Source organism: Chryseosolibacter indicum (assembly GCF_018598585.1).
GTDB lineage: Bacteria > Bacteroidota > Bacteroidia > Cytophagales > Cyclobacteriaceae > Chryseosolibacter > Chryseosolibacter indicus.
Window position 1 is genome coordinate 115,231 of sequence record NZ_JAHESD010000004.1, and the last position, 17,814, is coordinate 133,044.

Genomic DNA, 17,814 nt, shown 5'->3' on the forward strand with positions numbered 1-17,814 from the left:
TTATATTTTTATTTAACTAATATCTTCACTAGTCCTGTGATCGCAACATTGGCGATTGCCAGAGGAATTAAAATTTTCCAGCCCAGGTTCATCAGCTGATCATATCGGAAACGAGGTAAAGTCCAACGTACCCACATGAAGAAGAAGATGAAGAAGCCTATCTTTAAAAAGAAAGCTACTGTTCCTAGTATTGTAACAAGGTTAGGATCTAATCCCAGGTCATTTTGGAATGGGAAATTGAACCCACCGAAGTAAAGCGTAGCCATTAGTGCAGAAGATGTAAACATGTTTATATACTCTGCAAAGAGGTAGAAGCCAAGCTTCATACTGCTATACTCCGTATGGTAGCCACCTACAAGTTCAGTCTCTGATTCAGGTAAATCGAATGGCATACGGTTACATTCTGCAAAAGCGCAGATAATGAACATTAGAAATCCTACAGGCTGATACACCACATTCCACATGTTCCAATCACTTCCAACGCCGCCACCTTGCATTAAAGCAATTTCTCGTAGCGATAAGGTGCCTGTTAGCATAATGAGCGCTATAATGGATAACCCCATAGCTAATTCATAGCTAATCATCTGGGCGGAAGCACGAATGGCACCTAATAAAGAGTACTTATTATTGGACGCCCAGCCGCCGATCATAATACCATAAACGCCGATTGACACAACTCCGAAAACATAGAGAATACCAATATTAATATCAGCAATCTGTAGGGTGTAGGTCTCTCCACCAATAGTAATCGTATTTCCCCAAGGGATTACAACCCCAGCCATAATAGCTGTGATCATGGCAATACAGGGCCCTACAATAAATAGAAACTTGTTAGATACATTGGGAATAATCTCTTCCTTCATAAACATCTTCACACCATCAGCCAATGGTTGAAGAATTCCGAAAGGACCTGCTCTGTCCGGACCAACACGATCCTGCATGAATGCAGCTACCTTTCTTTCTAGGTAGGTTGAATACATGGCCACCAGAAGGGTGATTCCAAACACTGCGAGAACAAGTGCTAACTTATAGATTAAAAAAGTGCTCATGCAGGTGTATTATTAGCTTCGTTTAATCTTTTTCCTTCCTGAAACTTGAGCTGACGTTCTACATCAGCCTTTAATTTTACCAGGTCAATCTTTTCGTAATGATTTTGAGAGATTACAGAGCCACGTTCAATATGACGAGGGCCTTCAATAACCCAATCGTTCATATCTTTATGATCGTAGCGGCATTCATTACAGATAAATTCTTTTACTTCATTATATTGATCTTTACGCGCTGTAACACGTAATACATCATTTCCTTTTGTCCAAAGAACAACTTTACCAGAACATTTAGGGCAATCTCTATGGGCATCAAGTGGTTTTGTAAACCATACTCTTTGTTTGAAGCGGAATGTCTTGTCTGTAAGTGCACCTACAGGACAAACATCAATCATGTTTCCCGAGAATTCGTTGTCTATTGCTTTCTCAATATAGGTGCTGATCTCCGCATGATCGCCGCGATTTAAAACACCGTGTACACGGTTGTCTGTCAGCTGATCAGCTACATACGTGCATCGGTAGCAAAGAATGCAACGATTCATGTGCAGCTTAATCTTATCTCCTATATCATGTTGCTCAAAGGTTCTTCGCTCTTCCTCATAGCGTGTTTTAGATACGCCATGATTATACGCAAAGTTCTGAAGATCACATTCACCAGCCTGATCGCAGATAGGGCAATCCAATGGGTGATTCAGCAGCAGGAATTCTACAACGCCTTTACGTGTTTCTAAGACGGTTGGGTTGGTAATGTTCTCTACCACCATGCCATCCTGAACTGTGGTAATGCATGAAGGCACTAGCTTTGGCATTGGTCTTGGATCTTTAGCAGAACCCGCTGCAACTTTTACAAGACATGCACGACATTTACCTCCGCTATTTTTTAACGTGGAATAGTAGCACATCGCAGGAGGTACAATTTCTCCCCCGATTTGTCTGGCAGCCTGAAGGATGGTTGTTCCATCCGCTACTTCAATCTCTATTCCGTCTATTGTTACTTTGGCCATTCTTCTTTCGTCTATTTGGCAATTCGTTAATATCTATTTCATCAAATCGTAAGCAATGCTCGATTCTGGATTCTTGATGCTGGCAATGCAATCACCATTGAGTGTCTACCAACATTTAGAGAACTGGCATCCACTATCCTGCTACGCAGCTACTGCTTTCTTTTCTGAGACAAATGGTTCTTTTTCAAAATGCTTAGGATCTTTTACTTTTTCAGGGTAACGCACATGATACTCAAACTCTTCCCTGAAGTGACGTACTGCCGCGGCTACTGGCCATGCAGCAGCATCACCTAAAGGACAAATTGTATTTCCTTCTATTTTCTTCGCAACATCAACAAGAAGATCAATGTCGCTCATTTTTCCGTGACCCGTTTCAATACGATGAAGTACTTTCTCCATCCAGCCTGTTCCTTCTCTGCACGGACTGCACTGCCCGCATGATTCGTGATGGTAGAATCTGGCGTATGTCCATGTATTACGAACAATACAAGCAGTTTCATCAAACACAATAAATCCTCCGGAACCTAGCATAGAGCCTGTTGCAAAACCACCATCTGAAAGCGATTCATAACTCATTAACCTGGGCTCGCCTTTAGCGGTTTTCAACATGAGTTCGGTAGGAAGAATAGGAACAGAAGAACCGCCAGGCACGCAAGCTTTCATCTTTCTTCCTTTCCAGATACCGCCACAGTATTCATCCGAGTAAATAAACTCTTCTACGGGTAATCCTAATTCAATTTCATAAACACCAGGTTTGTTGATATGACCAGATGCTGAAATAAGTTTAGTACCAGTACTCTTCCCTATACCGATTTTTGCGTACTCATCGCCACCCATGTTTAAAATGTGTGGTACGGTAGCAATTGATTCAACGTTATTGACCACAGTAGGGCATCCGTAAAGGCCGACTACAGCAGGGAACGGAGGTTTATTTCTTGGATTACCTCTTTTTCCTTCAAGAGATTCGATCTGGGCAGTTTCTTCACCGCAGATGTAAGCACCTCCTCCGGAATGAACATAGAGTTCAAGGGAGTAATCAGTGCCTAACATATTGTTGCCGAGGAAGCCAGCTGCGCGGGCTTCTTCAATCGCTTTTTCAAGAATAGGGAAGATCCAACGGAACTCACCACGCATGTAGATATATGAGGTGTTAGCACCAAGCGCAAAACTTGATACGATCATACCCTCAATCAGGGCGTGAGGAAGATATTCCATTAAGAAACGGTCTTTGAAAGTACCGGGCTCACTTTCATCTGCATTGCAAATGAGGTAGCGAGGTTTATCTGATTTTCTATCGAGGAAGCTCCATTTCATGCCAGTAGGGAAACCTGCACCTCCGCGACCGCGTAAGCCTGATTTCTTAACTTCTTCCATGACTGAATCCGGCGTCATAGTCTTCAGCGCTTTTTCTACTGAAGCATAACCGCCCATCTTCCGGTATACCTCGAAAGACTTAATGCCTGGTACGTTAATGTCTTTTAATAATAATTTCCTTCCCATTGCTATTAACCGTTATTTTCTGGTGACACCGGATATGGTGATCCATAATCCGGATTCGGAACATTATGCCTTGTTTTTAACTGATCGAGAACCTCATCCATTTTTTCAACAGAAAGGTTTTCTATATAATGATTGCCAACCTGCATCATTGGTGCTGAACCACATGAAGCAAGACATTCCACTGCCTTTAAAGTGAACATGCCATCGGCAGTTGTTTCGCCTTCTTTAATACCCAATTTGTTTTCGAGGTATTCAATGATATCGTCAGAACCTCGTAATGCACACGGACCTGTACGGCATACTTCAAGTACACACTTACCAACAGGTCTCATGTTGTACATCGTATAGAACGACGCAACCTCGTATACTTCGATGGGTTTAATGTTAAGGATAGAGGCCACGTAGTCCATTGTAGATGGGCTAAGCCATCCGCCAAATTCTGCCTGTGCGATATGAAGTATGGGAAGCAATGCAGATTTATGTCTTCCTTCAGGATATCTTTTAATAATTTTCTGAACCAATGCCATCGCGGCAGGTGAGAATTGGGGTTGTTCCATCGTTCCTAGTTGAATTCTGTCAGTCATTCTTCTTTCTGTTTACCGGTCGCCAGCTCCCTGTTTCCGGTTAAAGTTCTAGATTTTGCCTAATTGACATTATTGTCAATTGTCAACTGAAAATTACCTACTGCTTTATGCATCAAGCTCCCCGGCAATTACATTCATGCTACTCATGGTAAGAATAGCATCGGATATGTTTGTTCCCTGAATCATTTCAGGATATGCCTGGTAATAAATAAAACATGGTCTTCTTAAGTGAAGCCTGAAAGGTGTTCTTCCGCCATCACTGATCAGGTAAAAACCCAACTCGCCATTGCCGCCTTCAACGCAATGATATACTTCACCTTTTGGAACATCTGTCTCACCCATCACAATTTTAAAGTGATAGATAAGGGCTTCCATGTTATTGTAAACTTCCTGTTTCGGAGGAAGATAAAACTCAGGTACTTCAGCATGATGAGGGCCTTCAGGAAGTTTCTCGATAGCCTGTCGGATAATGCTTAAGCTTTGCCACATTTCTTCCTGGCGCACCATAAAGCGGTCATACGTATCACCGTTTGTTCCTACAGGCACAATGAAGTCAAAATCCTCGTAAGAAGAGTAAGGATTCATTACACGCACATCGTAGTCAACACCTGCAGCACGAAGGTTAGGACCTGAGAAGCTGTAGCTTAATGCGCGCTCAGCACTGATAGGACCTGCACCAATAGTACGATCCATAAAAATCCTGTTACGCATTACCAGTTTTTCAAACTCCTTGAGGGCATCAGGATATTCTTTTAAGAACTTATCAATTTTTGCCCATGCTTTAGGAGAAAAGTCTCTTTCAAATCCACCTATGCGGCCAATGTTGGTTGTTAAACGAGCACCGCAGATCTCTTCATAAATCTCATAGATCAGTTCCCTGAATTGGAAGAGGTAAACGAAACCTGTTAGTGCTCCTGTATCTACACCAATAACCGTATTGCAGATCAGGTGGTCAGAAATACGTGCAAGCTCCATAATGATAACTCGGAGGTATTGCACACGCTTAGGGATGTCAGCACCAATTAGTTTTTCAACCGTCATGTGCCAACCAATATTATTAATAGGAGAGGAGCAATAGTTCATCCTGTCAGTAATCGGTGTGATCTGATAGAATGGCCTGCGCTCCGCTAGTTTTTCAAATGCACGGTGAATGTATCCGATTGTTGGTTCGGATTTTACAATCACTTCGCCATCCATGGTAAGTACGTTTTGGAAAATACCATGGGTGGCAGGGTGTGTTGGACCAAGGTTTAACGTGGAGTAACCTTTCTCTACGTCGCTGGGTGTATTTAATATATCTGTACTCGCCATGATTTATCGTCCAAACATAAAGTCTTTTTTGTCTTCACGTGTTTGATCTTCCAACGGATATTCCTTCCGTAGTGGATGTATGATCATATCTTCAACATTCAGAATTCTTCTCAAGTCAGGGTGGCCGGTAAATTTCACTCCGAAGAAATCATACGTCTCACGTTCCATCCAGTTTGCCCCTGCAAAAACAGTTGTTAATGTAGGTACTACAGGATTTTCTTCAGGTAAATAAATCTTTAGCCTAACTCTCCAATTGTTGGTTAAGCTGTGAAGCTGGTACATGATAGCAATTTGCTTCACATCAGGATAATGAATGCCACAGACCGTCGTCAGGTATTGAAACTTGGCTTCCGGGTGATTGTACAAGTACCGGATGATCTCAATAATGTTGTCCTGTTTTAAATTAATCGTAAGGAAATTATATGGCGTTTCTATTGAAAGGATGTCGCCTTCAAACTTCTCTTTAATAATTGATATAATCTTCTCCTGAATTGTACTATCCATGGGGTTATTCAATACCGTATTTGTTTAGCATCGCCTTGTATTCAGGTGAATCTCTTCTGCGAAGGGATTCAGTCTCTACCAGGTGTTGTATTTTCATAATACCGTCTATAATTTGTTCCGGGCGTGGAGGGCATCCTGGAACATAAACATCGACAGGAATAATTCTGTCTATACCTTGAAGAACGCTGTAGGTATCAAAGATACCACCGCTGCAAGCACAAGCACCTACACTAAGAACCCAACGTGGCTCAGCCATTTGTTCATATACTTGTCTTAGTACCGGTCCCATTTTCTTTGCAATGGTTCCCATCACCATCAATAGGTCAGCCTGACGGGGAGAAAAGCTCAAACGTTCAGAACCGAAGCGTGCTAAATCGTAATGAGCACCCATTGTTGCCATAAATTCAATACCGCAGCAAGACGTTGCGAATGGTAAGGGCCAAATTGAATTTTTTCTGGCCATTCCTACAACCTTATCAAGACTGGTTGCAAAGAAACCTGCGCCTTCGTAGCCTTCTGGCTTCTCAACAAGTTTTATATCTGTATTTTGTGTTTGTGTTGCTTGCATCTCTTTTAAATTTTAATCTTCCCACTCCAACGCCTTCTTTTTGATGATATAGAAGAATCCAACCAGCAAAAGTGCTATGAATAAAATCATCTCAATAAATCCAACTATGCCAAACTCTTCAAAATTAACAGCCCATGGATACATGAAGATTACTTCTACATCAAACAATACAAAGAGAATGGCTACCAGGAAGTACTTAATGTGAAAGGGAGCACGGGCGTTACCCTTTGTCTCAATTCCACATTCAAATGATTCGAGTTTTACCTTGGTTTTACGCTTAGGTCCTAACCAATGTGTTACTACCATAGTTACAGCAACAAAGCCTGCCGCGAGTAGAAACATTAAACCTATGGGTAAATAATCTGCTAAACCTGGATTTGTCATATCGTATTGCTTAACAAGCCGCCAAAATTAAGTCTTATTTTCAATAGAAATTATCATTAACGACAATATTCTGACATTTAAAATGAATTTAAATAATCAATTACTCCAACACATAATTTTACAATTTTGTTAACCAGCAGGGCCATTAAAAAACGATTAAATTTTTACGCTTAAAAAAGTATAACTTTTGATGGTGCAATCGGTTGAGAGAAAATATTGCATGAATAAATCATCTTCTGTCTTAACTTTGTGTTAGAAATGGAATTGATTGAGAAAGTTAAGGCGGTTGAAGAGGTCTTTAATGACCTCGATAATAAGATTGCAGCGTTTCAGTCAAAGTCTACCCTTCATTGTAAATTTGGCTGTGGTAAATGTTGTTTTAAATCTGATATTGAGGCAACAGCGCTCGAATTCTTGCCTTTTGCCCTTGAGCTGTACAAGAACAACGTTGCATACGAATGGTTAGAACGGCTGCAAAATACCGACACTTCACTATGTCTTATTCTTAATCCAACTAAAGAAGGGGCAGGTTTGTGTTCTGAATACACTTATCGTGGTTTAATTTGTCGGTTATTTGGTTATTCCGCCCGTACTAATAAATATGGAAAAAAAGAGCTTGTAACCTGCCAGGTAATTAAAACTGAACAGGCAGAAGCTTACGAAAAATCAAAGATTGAAGTTGAGGAAGATGAAATTGCACCGGTAATGAATCAATATTACATGAAGCTTCATGGGATTGACTACCAGCTGGCGCAGGATTTTTATCCAATCAATAAGGCCATTCAACGCGCCATTGAAACTGTTCTTCACTACTATGCTTATCGAAATTAGATCACTGCTAGGTCTCGGTATACTGTTAATACTACTATCTACTACCATTTCTGTTGCTCAAAAAAATCAAACATTAAAGGCGGACACCATTAGCATAAGACCTTTTGCCAGATACTGGACCAAGCCACGTGTTGTGCCAAAAGTAGGTTTCGGTGTTCAGGAAACAGGATTTGGAGAAATAGGTGCACAATTGCATCAGATCTACGTGCATCCATTAAGTCTTGCCTCTATGGGACCATACATTTCGGTTGATGGCGTATTTCAAACTGACGAGGTTATTATAGGTCCGAAGGCTGGTTATGAGCTCACTGCAGGACTTCTCGGTTTAGCGGCAGACTTTACTTATTATACCGACTTTGATAAGCATAAATCAGTAATGTTTACCCCTAAAGCTGGCATCAGCCTCTTTGGTTACGTAAGCATCTTTTATGGAAGGAATATCAATTTAAATGACGAGACATTTAAGGCAATCTCATCCAATAGATTCTCTATTATTTTTAATCTCAATCCTGATTACTACAATATTCGCGAAGCACGGAAAATGCCGCAAAGGGCCAGGAGATAGGCTTATAAATTAAAAGGAAATTTCTTTAGGGAGATAAGTTCTGAAGCAGAGTGAATCACAACTTTGGAGACAGCGCTTTTTAATAAAGTAGGTTTATTTGGGGCCGTCGCAGATTCTGGCTGAGGTAACTTTATCCATAACGTTAACATCACAACAACAACTGCAACCACAATTCCGATTGCCATTGTTATCTCTTTATATGTAATGCGATGTTTCACTTCAATCGGATTTACGAATAACATGCCAGTTGTAAAAAATGCGTTTTTACGTGATCTGATTCTACTTTCTCCATTTATGATGTTCACATTTGGACATAGATAACAGAAGATTCGTACATACATTACCAGTTTAAATGACAGAGGTTACAGAATTTGGCTGAAAAAGATTAAAAGCAAGTGAGCGGTTTTATTGCTAAATTTGTTTTTATCCGAAAAGAGATATTTTAATATGAATAAGGTTTTTGTTGCGTCTTTTATTGCTGTTGCTTCAGTGTTGTTATTGGCAGCATCTTCTGGCTATGACGCCGCTCCCCCAGAAGCGGGTTTAGTCAAGTGGATGTCTTTTGAAGAAGCTGTAGAAAAGTCAAAAACGGATAAGCGCAAGATTTTTATTGATGTTTATACAGACTGGTGCGGTTGGTGCAAAGTTATGGACAAAAACACTTTTAATGATCCTAAAGTTGCCGACCTTCTGAATAGAAACTTCTACCCCGTAAAATTTGATGCAGAGCAAAGGGAAGATGTGATTTTTAATGGCAACACCTTCAAATTTGTCGAAAGCGGCAGGAATGGTTATCACCAGCTTGCAGCTGCCCTTTTAAACAACCAACTAAGTTATCCAACAGTGGTTTTTCTCGACGAGGAATTTAAAATGATTCAACCCGTGCCAGGATATCGAAAAGCACCTGAGTTCCATATGATCGCCCAATTTATTGGCGAAAATTATTACAAGACAGTTAAATGGACTGACTGGCAAACTAAATATAAATCGCCATATGGGCCGGAAGAAAGACAGAACAATTAAAGAATAGCATAACATCGAGATAATAAAAAAGCCCTGGCATCAGGGCTTTTTTATTATATATCCTACTGATGATTAATCATTTAGTCTTCCTTCTTGTCGGCCTTTTTTGTTTTAAGAAAATCTACATAACCTAGGGCTGTAGCAAAGCCTACAAGCACAGCTACTATTGCTATGAATGTGTTGGCACCGTCCTGAAGATATTGATTGAACATTGTTGTATTTTTTACAGGGGCAAATCTATATTATATAGTTGAATTGAAAAATGAATTTCTGTTAAAATTGTGTAACGAATTAAATTATGATCAGATTGCTACTTCTCAGTAATTCTACAATGCCTGGAACAAACTTCTTTACATGGCCGCAGCAATGGGTTAAAAGGTTCTTGGGAAAGGATTCTAAGCAGTTGATTTTCATTCCATTTGCTGGAATTACAATTTCCTGGGACGAATATTCGTCTAAAGTTGAGACTGTATATAAAGAGATGGGATACAGTATTAAAAGTATTCATAAAGTTAACGATAAAACCCAGGCTATACGCGATGCAGATGCCATCATAGTAGGAGGTGGCAATACTTTTGGTCTTCTTAGTAATTTATATAATGAAGATCTGCTCGAGGTAATTAGAGAGCGGGTTTTCAACGGCATTCCTTATATTGGATGGAGCGCGGGTTCAAACATTGCATGTCCTACTATTATGACAACCAACGATATGCCCGTAGTAGCACCTCCATCGTTTAACGCGCTTAACCTGGTGCCATTTCAGATTAATCCGCATTATCACGAGCTGAAATTTGCAAACCAGGGAGGAGAAACAAGAAGAGAGAGACTTGAGGAATTTATTGCAGTAAATCCGGCACGTAAGGTTCTGGGTTTACCAGAGGGTATGCTTATTCAACGGGAAGGGGATAAGCTTTCGCTTCAGGGAGAAGGAATTGCGAGGTTGTATGAATTTCATAAACCAATTGTTGATATAAAAGCAGGTGAGGATATCAGTTATCTCCTCGAACTCTAAACAACGTCACTATTCGTTGCCGTATAACGGTTCGAAAAAAGGAGGAGTGATTGTCTTCAAAGGCCTAACTCTTCCTTATTCTTTTTCAGAACATCTATAATGAAAGCGATGTGCGCAGTCAGTTCTACGCCTAGCAGTTCTACTCCTTTATGTATCTCGTCTCGTTCTACTTTAGCAGCAAACCCTTTATCCTTTAGTTTTTTAATAACTGACTTTGGTTCAAGGCTTGCAATTCCTTCAGGCCTTACCTGGGCACATGCTACAATAAAACCTGTGAGTTCGTCACAGGCAAGTAAAGCTCTATCAAGCGTATTGGTGTAAGGAACACCCCATTTGGTATAGTGAGCAGATATAGCATGTGCTATTTTCTCTTCTCCCATACTTCTTAGTTTATCAACTATAATAGAAGGATGTTTGTCAGGAAAAGCTTCATAGTCAGCATCGTGCAGCATTCCTGTTATGGCCCACTCCAGCTTGTCTTCCCCGAATTGTTCCGCATACGCTTCCATTACAAGCTCTACTGTGCGCATATGGCGTAGCAAACTTGCACTTTTGGTATGTTCGTTTAAAATTTCCTTCGCTAGATTATAACTGATCATGAATTAAGGGCTTATTAATTTTCTTTTTCTGTCGCGATACAATAAATTGATGATAGCAAGCACGAAAAACACGCCTAAAATAACCATCACAATAAATAGGCGACTGTTCCGTAACTCTAAACGCTGAATTTCAGATTCTTTTTTTAATACCTCAAGCTCCCGTTCTTTTTCCTGGAAGTCGAGTACCATCTCCATCTGCGCGATATTGCGACTACTTTGTTCTCCATAAATCTTTTCACGCTCATCGTCATACTTGAGTAGCATCTCGTAAGCTTCTTTCATCTTTCCCTGGTTGAAGTAATTCTCAGCGCTAGCTTTGTATATGGCAGGTAAAGAAGTGAATGCGTGAAGTTCCTTACAAAGTAATACCGCCTGAGCAAGATACGTTTCCGCAAATGTTGAATTCTTGGCTTTTGTATACGCTATCCCTAGGTTAGTGATTACATTGAGTAAACCAAGTCTGCTGCCTTGGTCTTTTTCAATTGCCAATGCTTTCTCGTACTGCTCAATGGCCTTGTCGTAATTGCCCTGTTTAAAATAAATATTGCCAATGTTATTGAGAGGGTCAGCATATTTTACTCCGTTCTTTTCACTAAGCTGATAAGCTTCCGAAAGGTACTTGTGGGCTTTTTCAAAAAGCTGTATATCGTTGTATAGATTGCCTAAGTTATTCATGGTTCCTATCACCTTATTCTGGTCACCAAGTTTTGAGAAAATTGCGTAGGAATCTTCAAGGTAGCGCATGGCCTGACCATAGTCTTTCTTCATGCTATAAATATTGGCAATGTTGTTTTTCGTAGTGGCGACGCCTTCCTGATTTTTCAGTGATTCATATATTTTTAAAGAAGTTATATAATACTCTAAAGCCTTGTCGAGAGCACCTTGGTTTCTATAAGCTACGCCTAGGTTATTGTAAGATGCAGCCATGCCCCGTTTATCTTCTATTTCAGTAGCTAGATTTAGCGCCTCTCTTGAATAACCTAGTGCTTTAACTGGATCGTGATACAGGTTTTCTCTGAATAACTCATTTAGCGTTTTTACTTTCTGCTCGCCCCGCACGGTATCAAGAACGGCCCGAAGACTGTCGTGCTTCTGTGCTACTACAAGTAGAGGGAGAGAAATTACCAGAAAAAGACTCAATGCTGATGTTATTTTCATAAAGGGTTTTATGCAATCTCAAAAATAGTCATTTCCTAAGAATTGAAGATGTCATGTTAAATCCGTTGACATAAAATTTCATTTGTATGTCAAAAGAATTCCACATCTTCAGTAAAAAATAAAAGCAATGAAAAAACTTATTTTGATCCTCACTCTTGTTGTCACCGCACCGGCTTCGTTTTCCCAAACACAAAATGCCGACGAAAAATCGGTAAGCAAAGTTATTGAAACGCTTTTTCAGGGAATGAAACTTGGTGATAGTGCCATGGTACATTCTACATTCGCATCAGAAGTAACAATGGGTACTGTTTATAAAGACAAAGAAGGAAATGTAAATCTTAGAGCAGAATCTTCTATTGTTGATTTCCTTAAGGCAGTGGGTACGCCACATAAAGAAGTATGGAATGAAGAGATATGGGACCTTAAGATTAGGGTAGATGGCGACTTCGCACAAGGCTGGTGCAATTATGCTTTTTATGTAGATAAAAACTTTAGCCATTGCGGTGTTGATGCATTTGAAATGTATCGCACAAAAGATGGATGGAAAATATTTCACCTTGCTGACACAAGAAGAAAAACTGATTGTAATATTCCTGTTGCAGTACAAAACAAATACAAGTAGATATGAGGTCTCTAGTAAGTATGTTCCTCTTTGTTATACTGATTGTAACAAAAGTAGCAGGTCAGGAAACAAGGCCACTAACTACTTTTATTCTTGTTCGCCATGCTGAGAAGGATAATGATGGTACTTCAGATCCTGAACTAAGTTCGATGGGTAAAGAGAGGGCCAAGAAGTTAGTGTCATTGTTTAAAGATACACCAATAGATGCAATCTTTTCTACCAACTACAAACGTACGCTGTCAACAGCAGAACCGCTTGTGAACGCAAAAGGTGTAAACGTTGTTGTATATCAACCAAAGCACGGAGCTACAATAGATGAAATGTTAAATAAGTACGGAGGAAAAACGATTGTACTTGTGGGTCATTCTAATACAATTCCGTGGACTGCCAATTACCTTCTTGGAAAAGAGCAGTACAACGATTTTGCTGACGAGGATTATGACAACATACTGATAGTTACAGTGTGTGAAAAAGGTAAAACAGCCACTAGCGTCTGGCTCAATTACTAGTTAATCGTGGCTGATTAATGAAGTGGAGTTTAAGGTTAAGGTTATGAAAAACTTATAACCTCAAACCTTGTAACCGTTAACAATGCAATGATGGCGGCATTCCTTTTTACAACCACATTAAATTAAACTTTAATAGTTTTCTTTCGTGGATTTACTTCAATTTACAGATAAAGGAATTTATTGCGCCCAGGCCGGTGTTTACCTCGATCCATGGAAGCCGGTTGAAAAAGCTATTATAAGTCATGGACATTCTGATCATGCTTACTTTGGTCATAAGTATTATCTGAGCACTTCCATTGCCATGCCTGTAATTAAACACAGGCTCTATCTCCAGGATAATATTGAAACACTAAACTATGGAGAGATAATTAATATAAACGGCGTAAACTTTTCATTTCACCCTGCAGGTCATATTCCAGGTTCCGCTCAAATTCGTGTTGAATTCAAGGGAGAAGTATGGGTGTTTTCGGGCGACTACAAATTGCAGGATGATGGAATTTCAACACCCTTCGAGCCGGTGAAGTGTCACACCTTTATTACAGAATCTACTTTTGGTCTTCCGATATATAAATGGAAACCACAGCAAGAGGTTTTTACAGAAATTAATCAGTGGTGGTTGAAGAATAAGGCAGAAGGTAAAGCTTCTCTTATTGCGGGATATACACTTGGGAAAAGTCAGCGTATTCTCAAAAATGTTGATCCTTCAATAGGAAAGATATTTACACACGGAGCAGTAGACACGATAAATGAGGTAATGCGAAAACAAGGAATTGATTTACCTGAAGCTCCGCGCATCACAAATGAGGTTTCAAAGGATGATTTAAAAGGTGCATTGATTATATGTCCTCCTTCAGCAGTAGGCTCACCGTGGGTAAGAAGGTTTTTGCCATACTCACTGGGTATTGCTTCCGGGTGGATGAGGCTTAGAGGAACGAGGAGAAGAAGAGGGGCAGACAGAGGTTTTGTTTTATCAGATCATGTTGATTGGGATGACTTAAATACAGCCATTAAAGAAACAGGCGCACAAAGAGTATATGTTACTCATGGCTATTCTGAGCTTTTCGCTCAATGGCTAAATGAACAAGGTGTTGAAGCGCATGAAGTGAAAACAAAATACGAAGGGGAGCTAGGTGAAATGGCAGAAACGGCAAGCACTGAAAATGAAGACGGAACTAAAAACGACACCACCACAACGCAACCTTAAACCTGTAACCTTTAACAAAATCAACCAGAACTCTACAACCTTGAACTAATGAAACACTTCACCAAGCTTTTTACGGATCTTGACCAAACCACCAAAACACTTGGCAAGATTAAAGCGTTGGTAGAGTATTTCGAGAAAGCAAGTGATCAGGATAAACTATGGGCAATAGCACTACTTTCTCATCGCAGGCCCAAGCGTACTGTAAATGCATCCTACCTTGCACAATGGGCGAATGAGTTATCTGGATTACCCGATTGGTTATTCTATGAATCGCATCACGTTGTAGGCGACTTGGCTGAGACAATCACACTCATGCTACCTGCAGAGTTTGAAGAGTCCAATTACTCACTAACTTATTGGATAGATTTTATTAAAGCACTGGAGCCACTTGAAGTGCATCAGAAAAAGGAGAAGATTTTGTGGGCATGGAGTCAGCTCAATGAAACAGAACGATTTGTATTTAATAAACTAATCACAGGAAGTTTCAGGATAGGTGTTTCACAGCAATTAATGGTGAAAGCACTTGCTAAATATGCAAACGTAAAAGAAAATATAATTGCGCATAGACTTATGGGGAATTGGTCTCCAGATATCAATACTTTTCAGGATTTACTTTTTGCTGATGAAGGCACGGACTTCTCAAAGCCCTATCCTTTTTACTTAGCCTATGCGTTAGAAGATGAGATAAGTTCTCTTGGCGACCCTGAAGACTGGATTGCTGAGAGAAAATGGGATGGCATTCGTGGGCAGGTAATAGTAAGAAACGGGCAATTATTTGTCTGGTCAAGAGGAGAGGAGTTGGTAACCGATAAGTATCCTGAGTACCACGTAATGCTAAGCCTACTTCCGGAAGGCACTGTGCTGGACGGTGAAATACTTCCATTTAAAGACGACAAGCCCCTTACATTTAATCACCTGCAAACACGTATTGGCAGAAAAACGATATCACAGAAACTATTAAAAGACGTTCCTGTATCCTTCATAACTTACGATGTATTGGAATGGCAGGGGCAAGACATCCGCACCTGCAAATTTGAAGATCGGCGAAAACTTCTTGAAGAAATCTGCAGTAAAGAAAGTACCGTATTAAGACTATCACCTAGAGTAATGTTTAACACATGGGAACAACTGGCAGAAGAACGTGCCCGTTCACGTGATTTTCTTAGTGAAGGCATCATGCTTAAACGCAAAGATTCTATATATCGAAACGGAAGAAGAAGAGGCGACTGGTGGAAATGGAAAATAGATCCGCTTACGGTGGATGCTGTATTGATTTACGCCATGCGTGGAAATGGAAGAAGAGCAAACCTTTATACAGACTACACTTTTGCTGTTTGGGATGGAGACCAGCTCGTACCTTTTGCAAAAGCTTATAGTGGCCTTACAGATGAAGAAATCCGTCAGGTAGACAGATGGGTAAAGGTAAATACAGTAGAACGCTTTGGACCCGTAAGAAGCGTAAAGCCCGAGCTCGTTTTTGAAATAGCTTTTGAAGGTATTAATAAGTCATCAAGACATAAATCTGGCATCGCCCTGAGATTTCCCAGAATGGCCCGCTGGCGGAAAGATAAACTAGCCAAAGAGGCAAACACATTAAGTGATTTAAATGCCCTGCTAAAGATTACTGAAAACACGTAGAAGTAATTTAAAAAAATGACCTCCATACAGCCTTGTCTCTTTCTCAAACTCTTATTGAAGGTTCATAAATGATAGTTCTCGCTATAGAGAAGGATCAGAGACGCATTAGTATTGCTTGTGTCGTTCTTCTGCAATCCTTCTATCAACTATCATAAAAAGGGCTTTTTGTTGAAGAATAACACAATTAGCAGTGAATTGTCACAGAATCTGTACTAAAGCTACTCTGATTCTGTACCTAACCTACATGAGCGCTTCCAGGCGCATCAGGCTTTTTCAAAAAAGAATAAGGTTAAGATCCATCGTAGACAAAATATTAATATTAATTCTGGAACCGCACCATGAATCATTGTAGATTTAGCATATGAGATGGTTATTGCTGGGGTGGTTCACTATTATAGTCTTTCAGGGGATGGCCCAGCAGCAGAATGATGAGATCAGAAAAAGCATCTACTTCGGCGGCGGAAGCTATTACATCTCTGAAGATCAAATTGTTGACCTTTACCATTGGCTCGATTCCATCCCCAATATTTTGGAAAAGTACGATATCCACCTTATCAGTCATACAGATCCTATCGGGGGGCGGGATTATAACGAATGGCTTTCGAAAATGAGAAGTGCTGCGGTAAGAGACGTCCTTGTTCAAAAGCCCATTCCTGAACGCAAAATCACGGTCAAAGACTGGGGTTTAGAAAACCCTGTCTATAGCAACCAATCCTATCAGGGCATGCAATTAAACCGTAGGGTAGATGTAATACTGTATCCGATTATATTCTAGTGATTCTTCCCAAATTCTTGTATAAGCAGGTCAACCCATTGCCTCATTCTAGAACAAGTGATGTACCTTCTCAGTCCGTTTCCGGACACCCATTTTCAGAAGCGAACGAAGCATTCAATTAAAAAAGGCTGAAAAACGTGTTTTAAATGCTAAAAGTCCTCTGGCACCATTCTGGCTTTCCTTTAATAGGCGCTGGATATTGCATCTGTGCGTTGGGGAGATAAAGTAGTGGTAGGATGTGCAAAAAACCAGTCACGTAGCAAAAACGATTAATAATCATACTATGATAAAACTCCGCGACATCGACAAGTATATCGATTCACGATTTCAACGCACTTTCATTCTAAAAGGAATTAACCTGGATGTAGAACAAGGTGAATTTTTAACCATTATGGGGCCCAGTGGTGCTGGAAAATCTTCCTTAATGAATATTATTGGTATGCTGGATGAACCATCAGACGGAGAGTACTTCTTTTTTGATCAACCCGTGCATAAGTTGAAAGAAAAGCAGAAGTCAGAGATGCATAAAAATTACATTGGCTTCATCTTTCAGGCTTATCATCTCATTGACGAATTAACAGTTTACGAGAACATAGAAACGCCTTTACTTTACAAGGGCGTAAGTTCGCCGCAGCGCAAGAGCATGGTTGCAGAAATGCTCGATCGCTTCAATATGGTGGCAAAGAAAGATCTGTTTCCTGAACAACTAAGCGGGGGGCAGCAGCAGCTTGTGGGCATAGCCCGTGCTATAGTGGGTCAACCCAAATTATTGTTGGCCGATGAACCTACAGGTAATCTTCATTCTGATCAAGGTCGGCAAATCATGGAGATCTTCCAGAAATTAAATAACGAAGGCATTACTATAATTCAAGTTACCCATTCAGAGGAAAATGCACGGTATGGAAAGCGCATTGTGAGAGTAGGTGATGGGGCTATTGTAGAAGACACACAGGTTTTAGAAAGGGTTTAACAGATGT

Annotated in this window: 22 protein-coding genes; 10 read left to right on the plus strand and 12 right to left on the minus strand. The window is 40.3% G+C overall.

Translation table 11 applies throughout. From position 1 onward, the window contains the following. Positions 1–8: 8 nt before the first annotated feature. From nuoH to KK060_RS03185, 8 genes are all read right to left on the minus strand, one after another. Positions 9–1,049: an NADH-quinone oxidoreductase subunit NuoH gene (gene nuoH / locus KK060_RS03150; protein WP_254152067.1), complete on the minus strand. Its 1,041-nt coding sequence runs from the start codon at positions 1,047–1,049 to the stop codon at positions 9–11. After that, positions 1,046–2,050: an NADH-quinone oxidoreductase subunit G gene (locus KK060_RS03155; RefSeq protein WP_254152069.1), complete on the minus strand. Its 1,005-nt coding sequence runs from the start codon at positions 2,048–2,050 to the stop codon at positions 1,046–1,048. The genes nuoH and KK060_RS03155 overlap by 4 nt, the downstream gene beginning before the upstream one ends. A 141-nt stretch (positions 2,051–2,191) precedes the next feature. Further along, a complete protein-coding gene (gene nuoF / locus KK060_RS03160; protein WP_254152070.1) occupies positions 2,192–3,550 on the minus strand; it encodes an NADH-quinone oxidoreductase subunit NuoF in 1,359 nt (452 codons plus the stop codon). 5 nt (positions 3,551–3,555) lie between these two features. After that, positions 3,556–4,134: an NADH-quinone oxidoreductase subunit NuoE family protein gene (locus tag KK060_RS03165; protein WP_437124568.1), complete on the minus strand. Its 579-nt coding sequence runs from the start codon at positions 4,132–4,134 to the stop codon at positions 3,556–3,558. 105 nt (positions 4,135–4,239) lie between these two features. Further along, positions 4,240–5,445, minus strand: coding sequence for an NADH-quinone oxidoreductase subunit D (locus KK060_RS03170; RefSeq protein ID WP_254152072.1), 1,206 nt, complete (start codon positions 5,443–5,445; stop codon positions 4,240–4,242). A 3-nt stretch (positions 5,446–5,448) separates the two neighbouring features. Beyond that, positions 5,449–5,949: an NADH-quinone oxidoreductase subunit C gene (locus KK060_RS03175; RefSeq protein WP_254152075.1), complete on the minus strand. Its 501-nt coding sequence runs from the start codon at positions 5,947–5,949 to the stop codon at positions 5,449–5,451. 4 nt (positions 5,950–5,953) lie between these two features. Next, positions 5,954–6,517, minus strand: coding sequence for an NADH-quinone oxidoreductase subunit B (locus KK060_RS03180; protein WP_254152076.1), 564 nt, complete (start codon positions 6,515–6,517; stop codon positions 5,954–5,956). Positions 6,518–6,529: 12 nt separating this feature from the next. Next, positions 6,530–6,901 (minus strand): NADH-quinone oxidoreductase subunit A, encoded by a 372-nt coding sequence (locus tag KK060_RS03185; RefSeq protein WP_254152078.1) that lies wholly within the window; start codon positions 6,899–6,901, stop codon positions 6,530–6,532. Positions 6,902–7,159: 258 nt separating this feature from the next. Here KK060_RS03185 and KK060_RS03190 point away from each other — a divergent pair, with 258 nt between their 5' ends. Together KK060_RS03190 and KK060_RS03195 are read left to right on the plus strand one after the other, a co-directional pair. Further along, the gene (locus KK060_RS03190) at positions 7,160–7,732 is read left to right on the plus strand and encodes a YkgJ family cysteine cluster protein (RefSeq protein WP_254152080.1); all 573 of its coding nucleotides are present in this window, start codon (positions 7,160–7,162) and stop codon (positions 7,730–7,732) included. Next, on the plus strand, positions 7,716–8,297 hold the full coding sequence (locus KK060_RS03195; RefSeq protein WP_254152081.1) for a hypothetical protein: 582 nt from the start codon (positions 7,716–7,718) through the stop codon (positions 8,295–8,297). Before KK060_RS03190 ends, KK060_RS03195 begins: the two co-directional genes overlap by 17 nt. A gap of 2 nt (positions 8,298–8,299) precedes the next feature. On the opposite strand, the gene KK060_RS03200 is transcribed toward KK060_RS03195, so the two are convergent. Further along, positions 8,300–8,638, minus strand: a complete 339-nt coding sequence (locus KK060_RS03200) for a hypothetical protein (RefSeq protein ID WP_254152083.1) — start codon at positions 8,636–8,638, stop codon at positions 8,300–8,302. Between the two features lie 106 nt (positions 8,639–8,744). Between KK060_RS03200 and KK060_RS03205 the strand changes: the two genes are divergently transcribed. Continuing rightward, a complete protein-coding gene (locus KK060_RS03205) occupies positions 8,745–9,320 on the plus strand; it encodes a thioredoxin family protein (protein ID WP_254152084.1) in 576 nt (191 codons plus the stop codon). 80 nt (positions 9,321–9,400) lie between these two features. On the opposite strand, the gene KK060_RS24985 is transcribed toward KK060_RS03205, so the two are convergent. After that, a complete protein-coding gene (locus KK060_RS24985) occupies positions 9,401–9,532 on the minus strand; it encodes a hypothetical protein (RefSeq protein WP_302180003.1) in 132 nt (43 codons plus the stop codon). Positions 9,533–9,618: 86 nt separating this feature from the next. Here KK060_RS24985 and pepE point away from each other — a divergent pair, with 86 nt between their 5' ends. Beyond that, positions 9,619–10,332 (plus strand): dipeptidase PepE, encoded by a 714-nt coding sequence (gene pepE / locus KK060_RS03210; protein WP_254152086.1) that lies wholly within the window; start codon positions 9,619–9,621, stop codon positions 10,330–10,332. 56 nt (positions 10,333–10,388) lie between these two features. Here pepE and KK060_RS03215 read toward each other — a convergent pair whose 3' ends face one another. Together KK060_RS03215 and KK060_RS03220 are read right to left on the minus strand one after the other, a co-directional pair. Then, positions 10,389–10,931 carry an HD domain-containing protein gene (locus KK060_RS03215; RefSeq protein ID WP_254152087.1) on the minus strand — a complete coding sequence of 181 codons (543 nt, stop codon included), beginning with the start codon at positions 10,929–10,931 and terminating at the stop codon, positions 10,389–10,391. 3 nt (positions 10,932–10,934) lie between these two features. After that, positions 10,935–12,089 carry a tetratricopeptide repeat protein gene (locus KK060_RS03220; protein ID WP_254152089.1) on the minus strand — a complete coding sequence of 385 codons (1,155 nt, stop codon included), beginning with the start codon at positions 12,087–12,089 and terminating at the stop codon, positions 10,935–10,937. Between the two features lie 127 nt (positions 12,090–12,216). Between KK060_RS03220 and KK060_RS03225 the strand changes: the two genes are divergently transcribed. From KK060_RS03225 to KK060_RS03250, 6 genes are all read left to right on the plus strand, one after another. After that, a complete protein-coding gene (locus KK060_RS03225) occupies positions 12,217–12,711 on the plus strand; it encodes a nuclear transport factor 2 family protein (protein WP_254152091.1) in 495 nt (164 codons plus the stop codon). A gap of 2 nt (positions 12,712–12,713) precedes the next feature. Next, entirely contained in the window at positions 12,714–13,220 is a 507-nt protein-coding gene (locus KK060_RS03230) for a SixA phosphatase family protein (protein WP_254152093.1), read from the plus strand. 145 nt (positions 13,221–13,365) lie between these two features. Then, positions 13,366–14,424: a ligase-associated DNA damage response exonuclease gene (locus tag KK060_RS03235; protein ID WP_254152095.1), complete on the plus strand. Its 1,059-nt coding sequence runs from the start codon at positions 13,366–13,368 to the stop codon at positions 14,422–14,424. 48 nt (positions 14,425–14,472) lie between these two features. Further along, positions 14,473–16,062, plus strand: coding sequence for an ATP-dependent DNA ligase (locus KK060_RS03240; protein WP_254152097.1), 1,590 nt, complete (start codon positions 14,473–14,475; stop codon positions 16,060–16,062). 361 nt (positions 16,063–16,423) lie between these two features. Next, complete coding sequence (locus tag KK060_RS03245; RefSeq protein ID WP_254152099.1) at positions 16,424–16,837, plus strand: OmpA family protein; 414 nt, start codon at positions 16,424–16,426, stop codon at positions 16,835–16,837. Between the two features lie 283 nt (positions 16,838–17,120). Continuing rightward, positions 17,121–17,807, plus strand: coding sequence for an ABC transporter ATP-binding protein (locus KK060_RS03250; protein WP_254152101.1), 687 nt, complete (start codon positions 17,121–17,123; stop codon positions 17,805–17,807). Positions 17,808–17,814 lie beyond the last annotated feature (7 nt).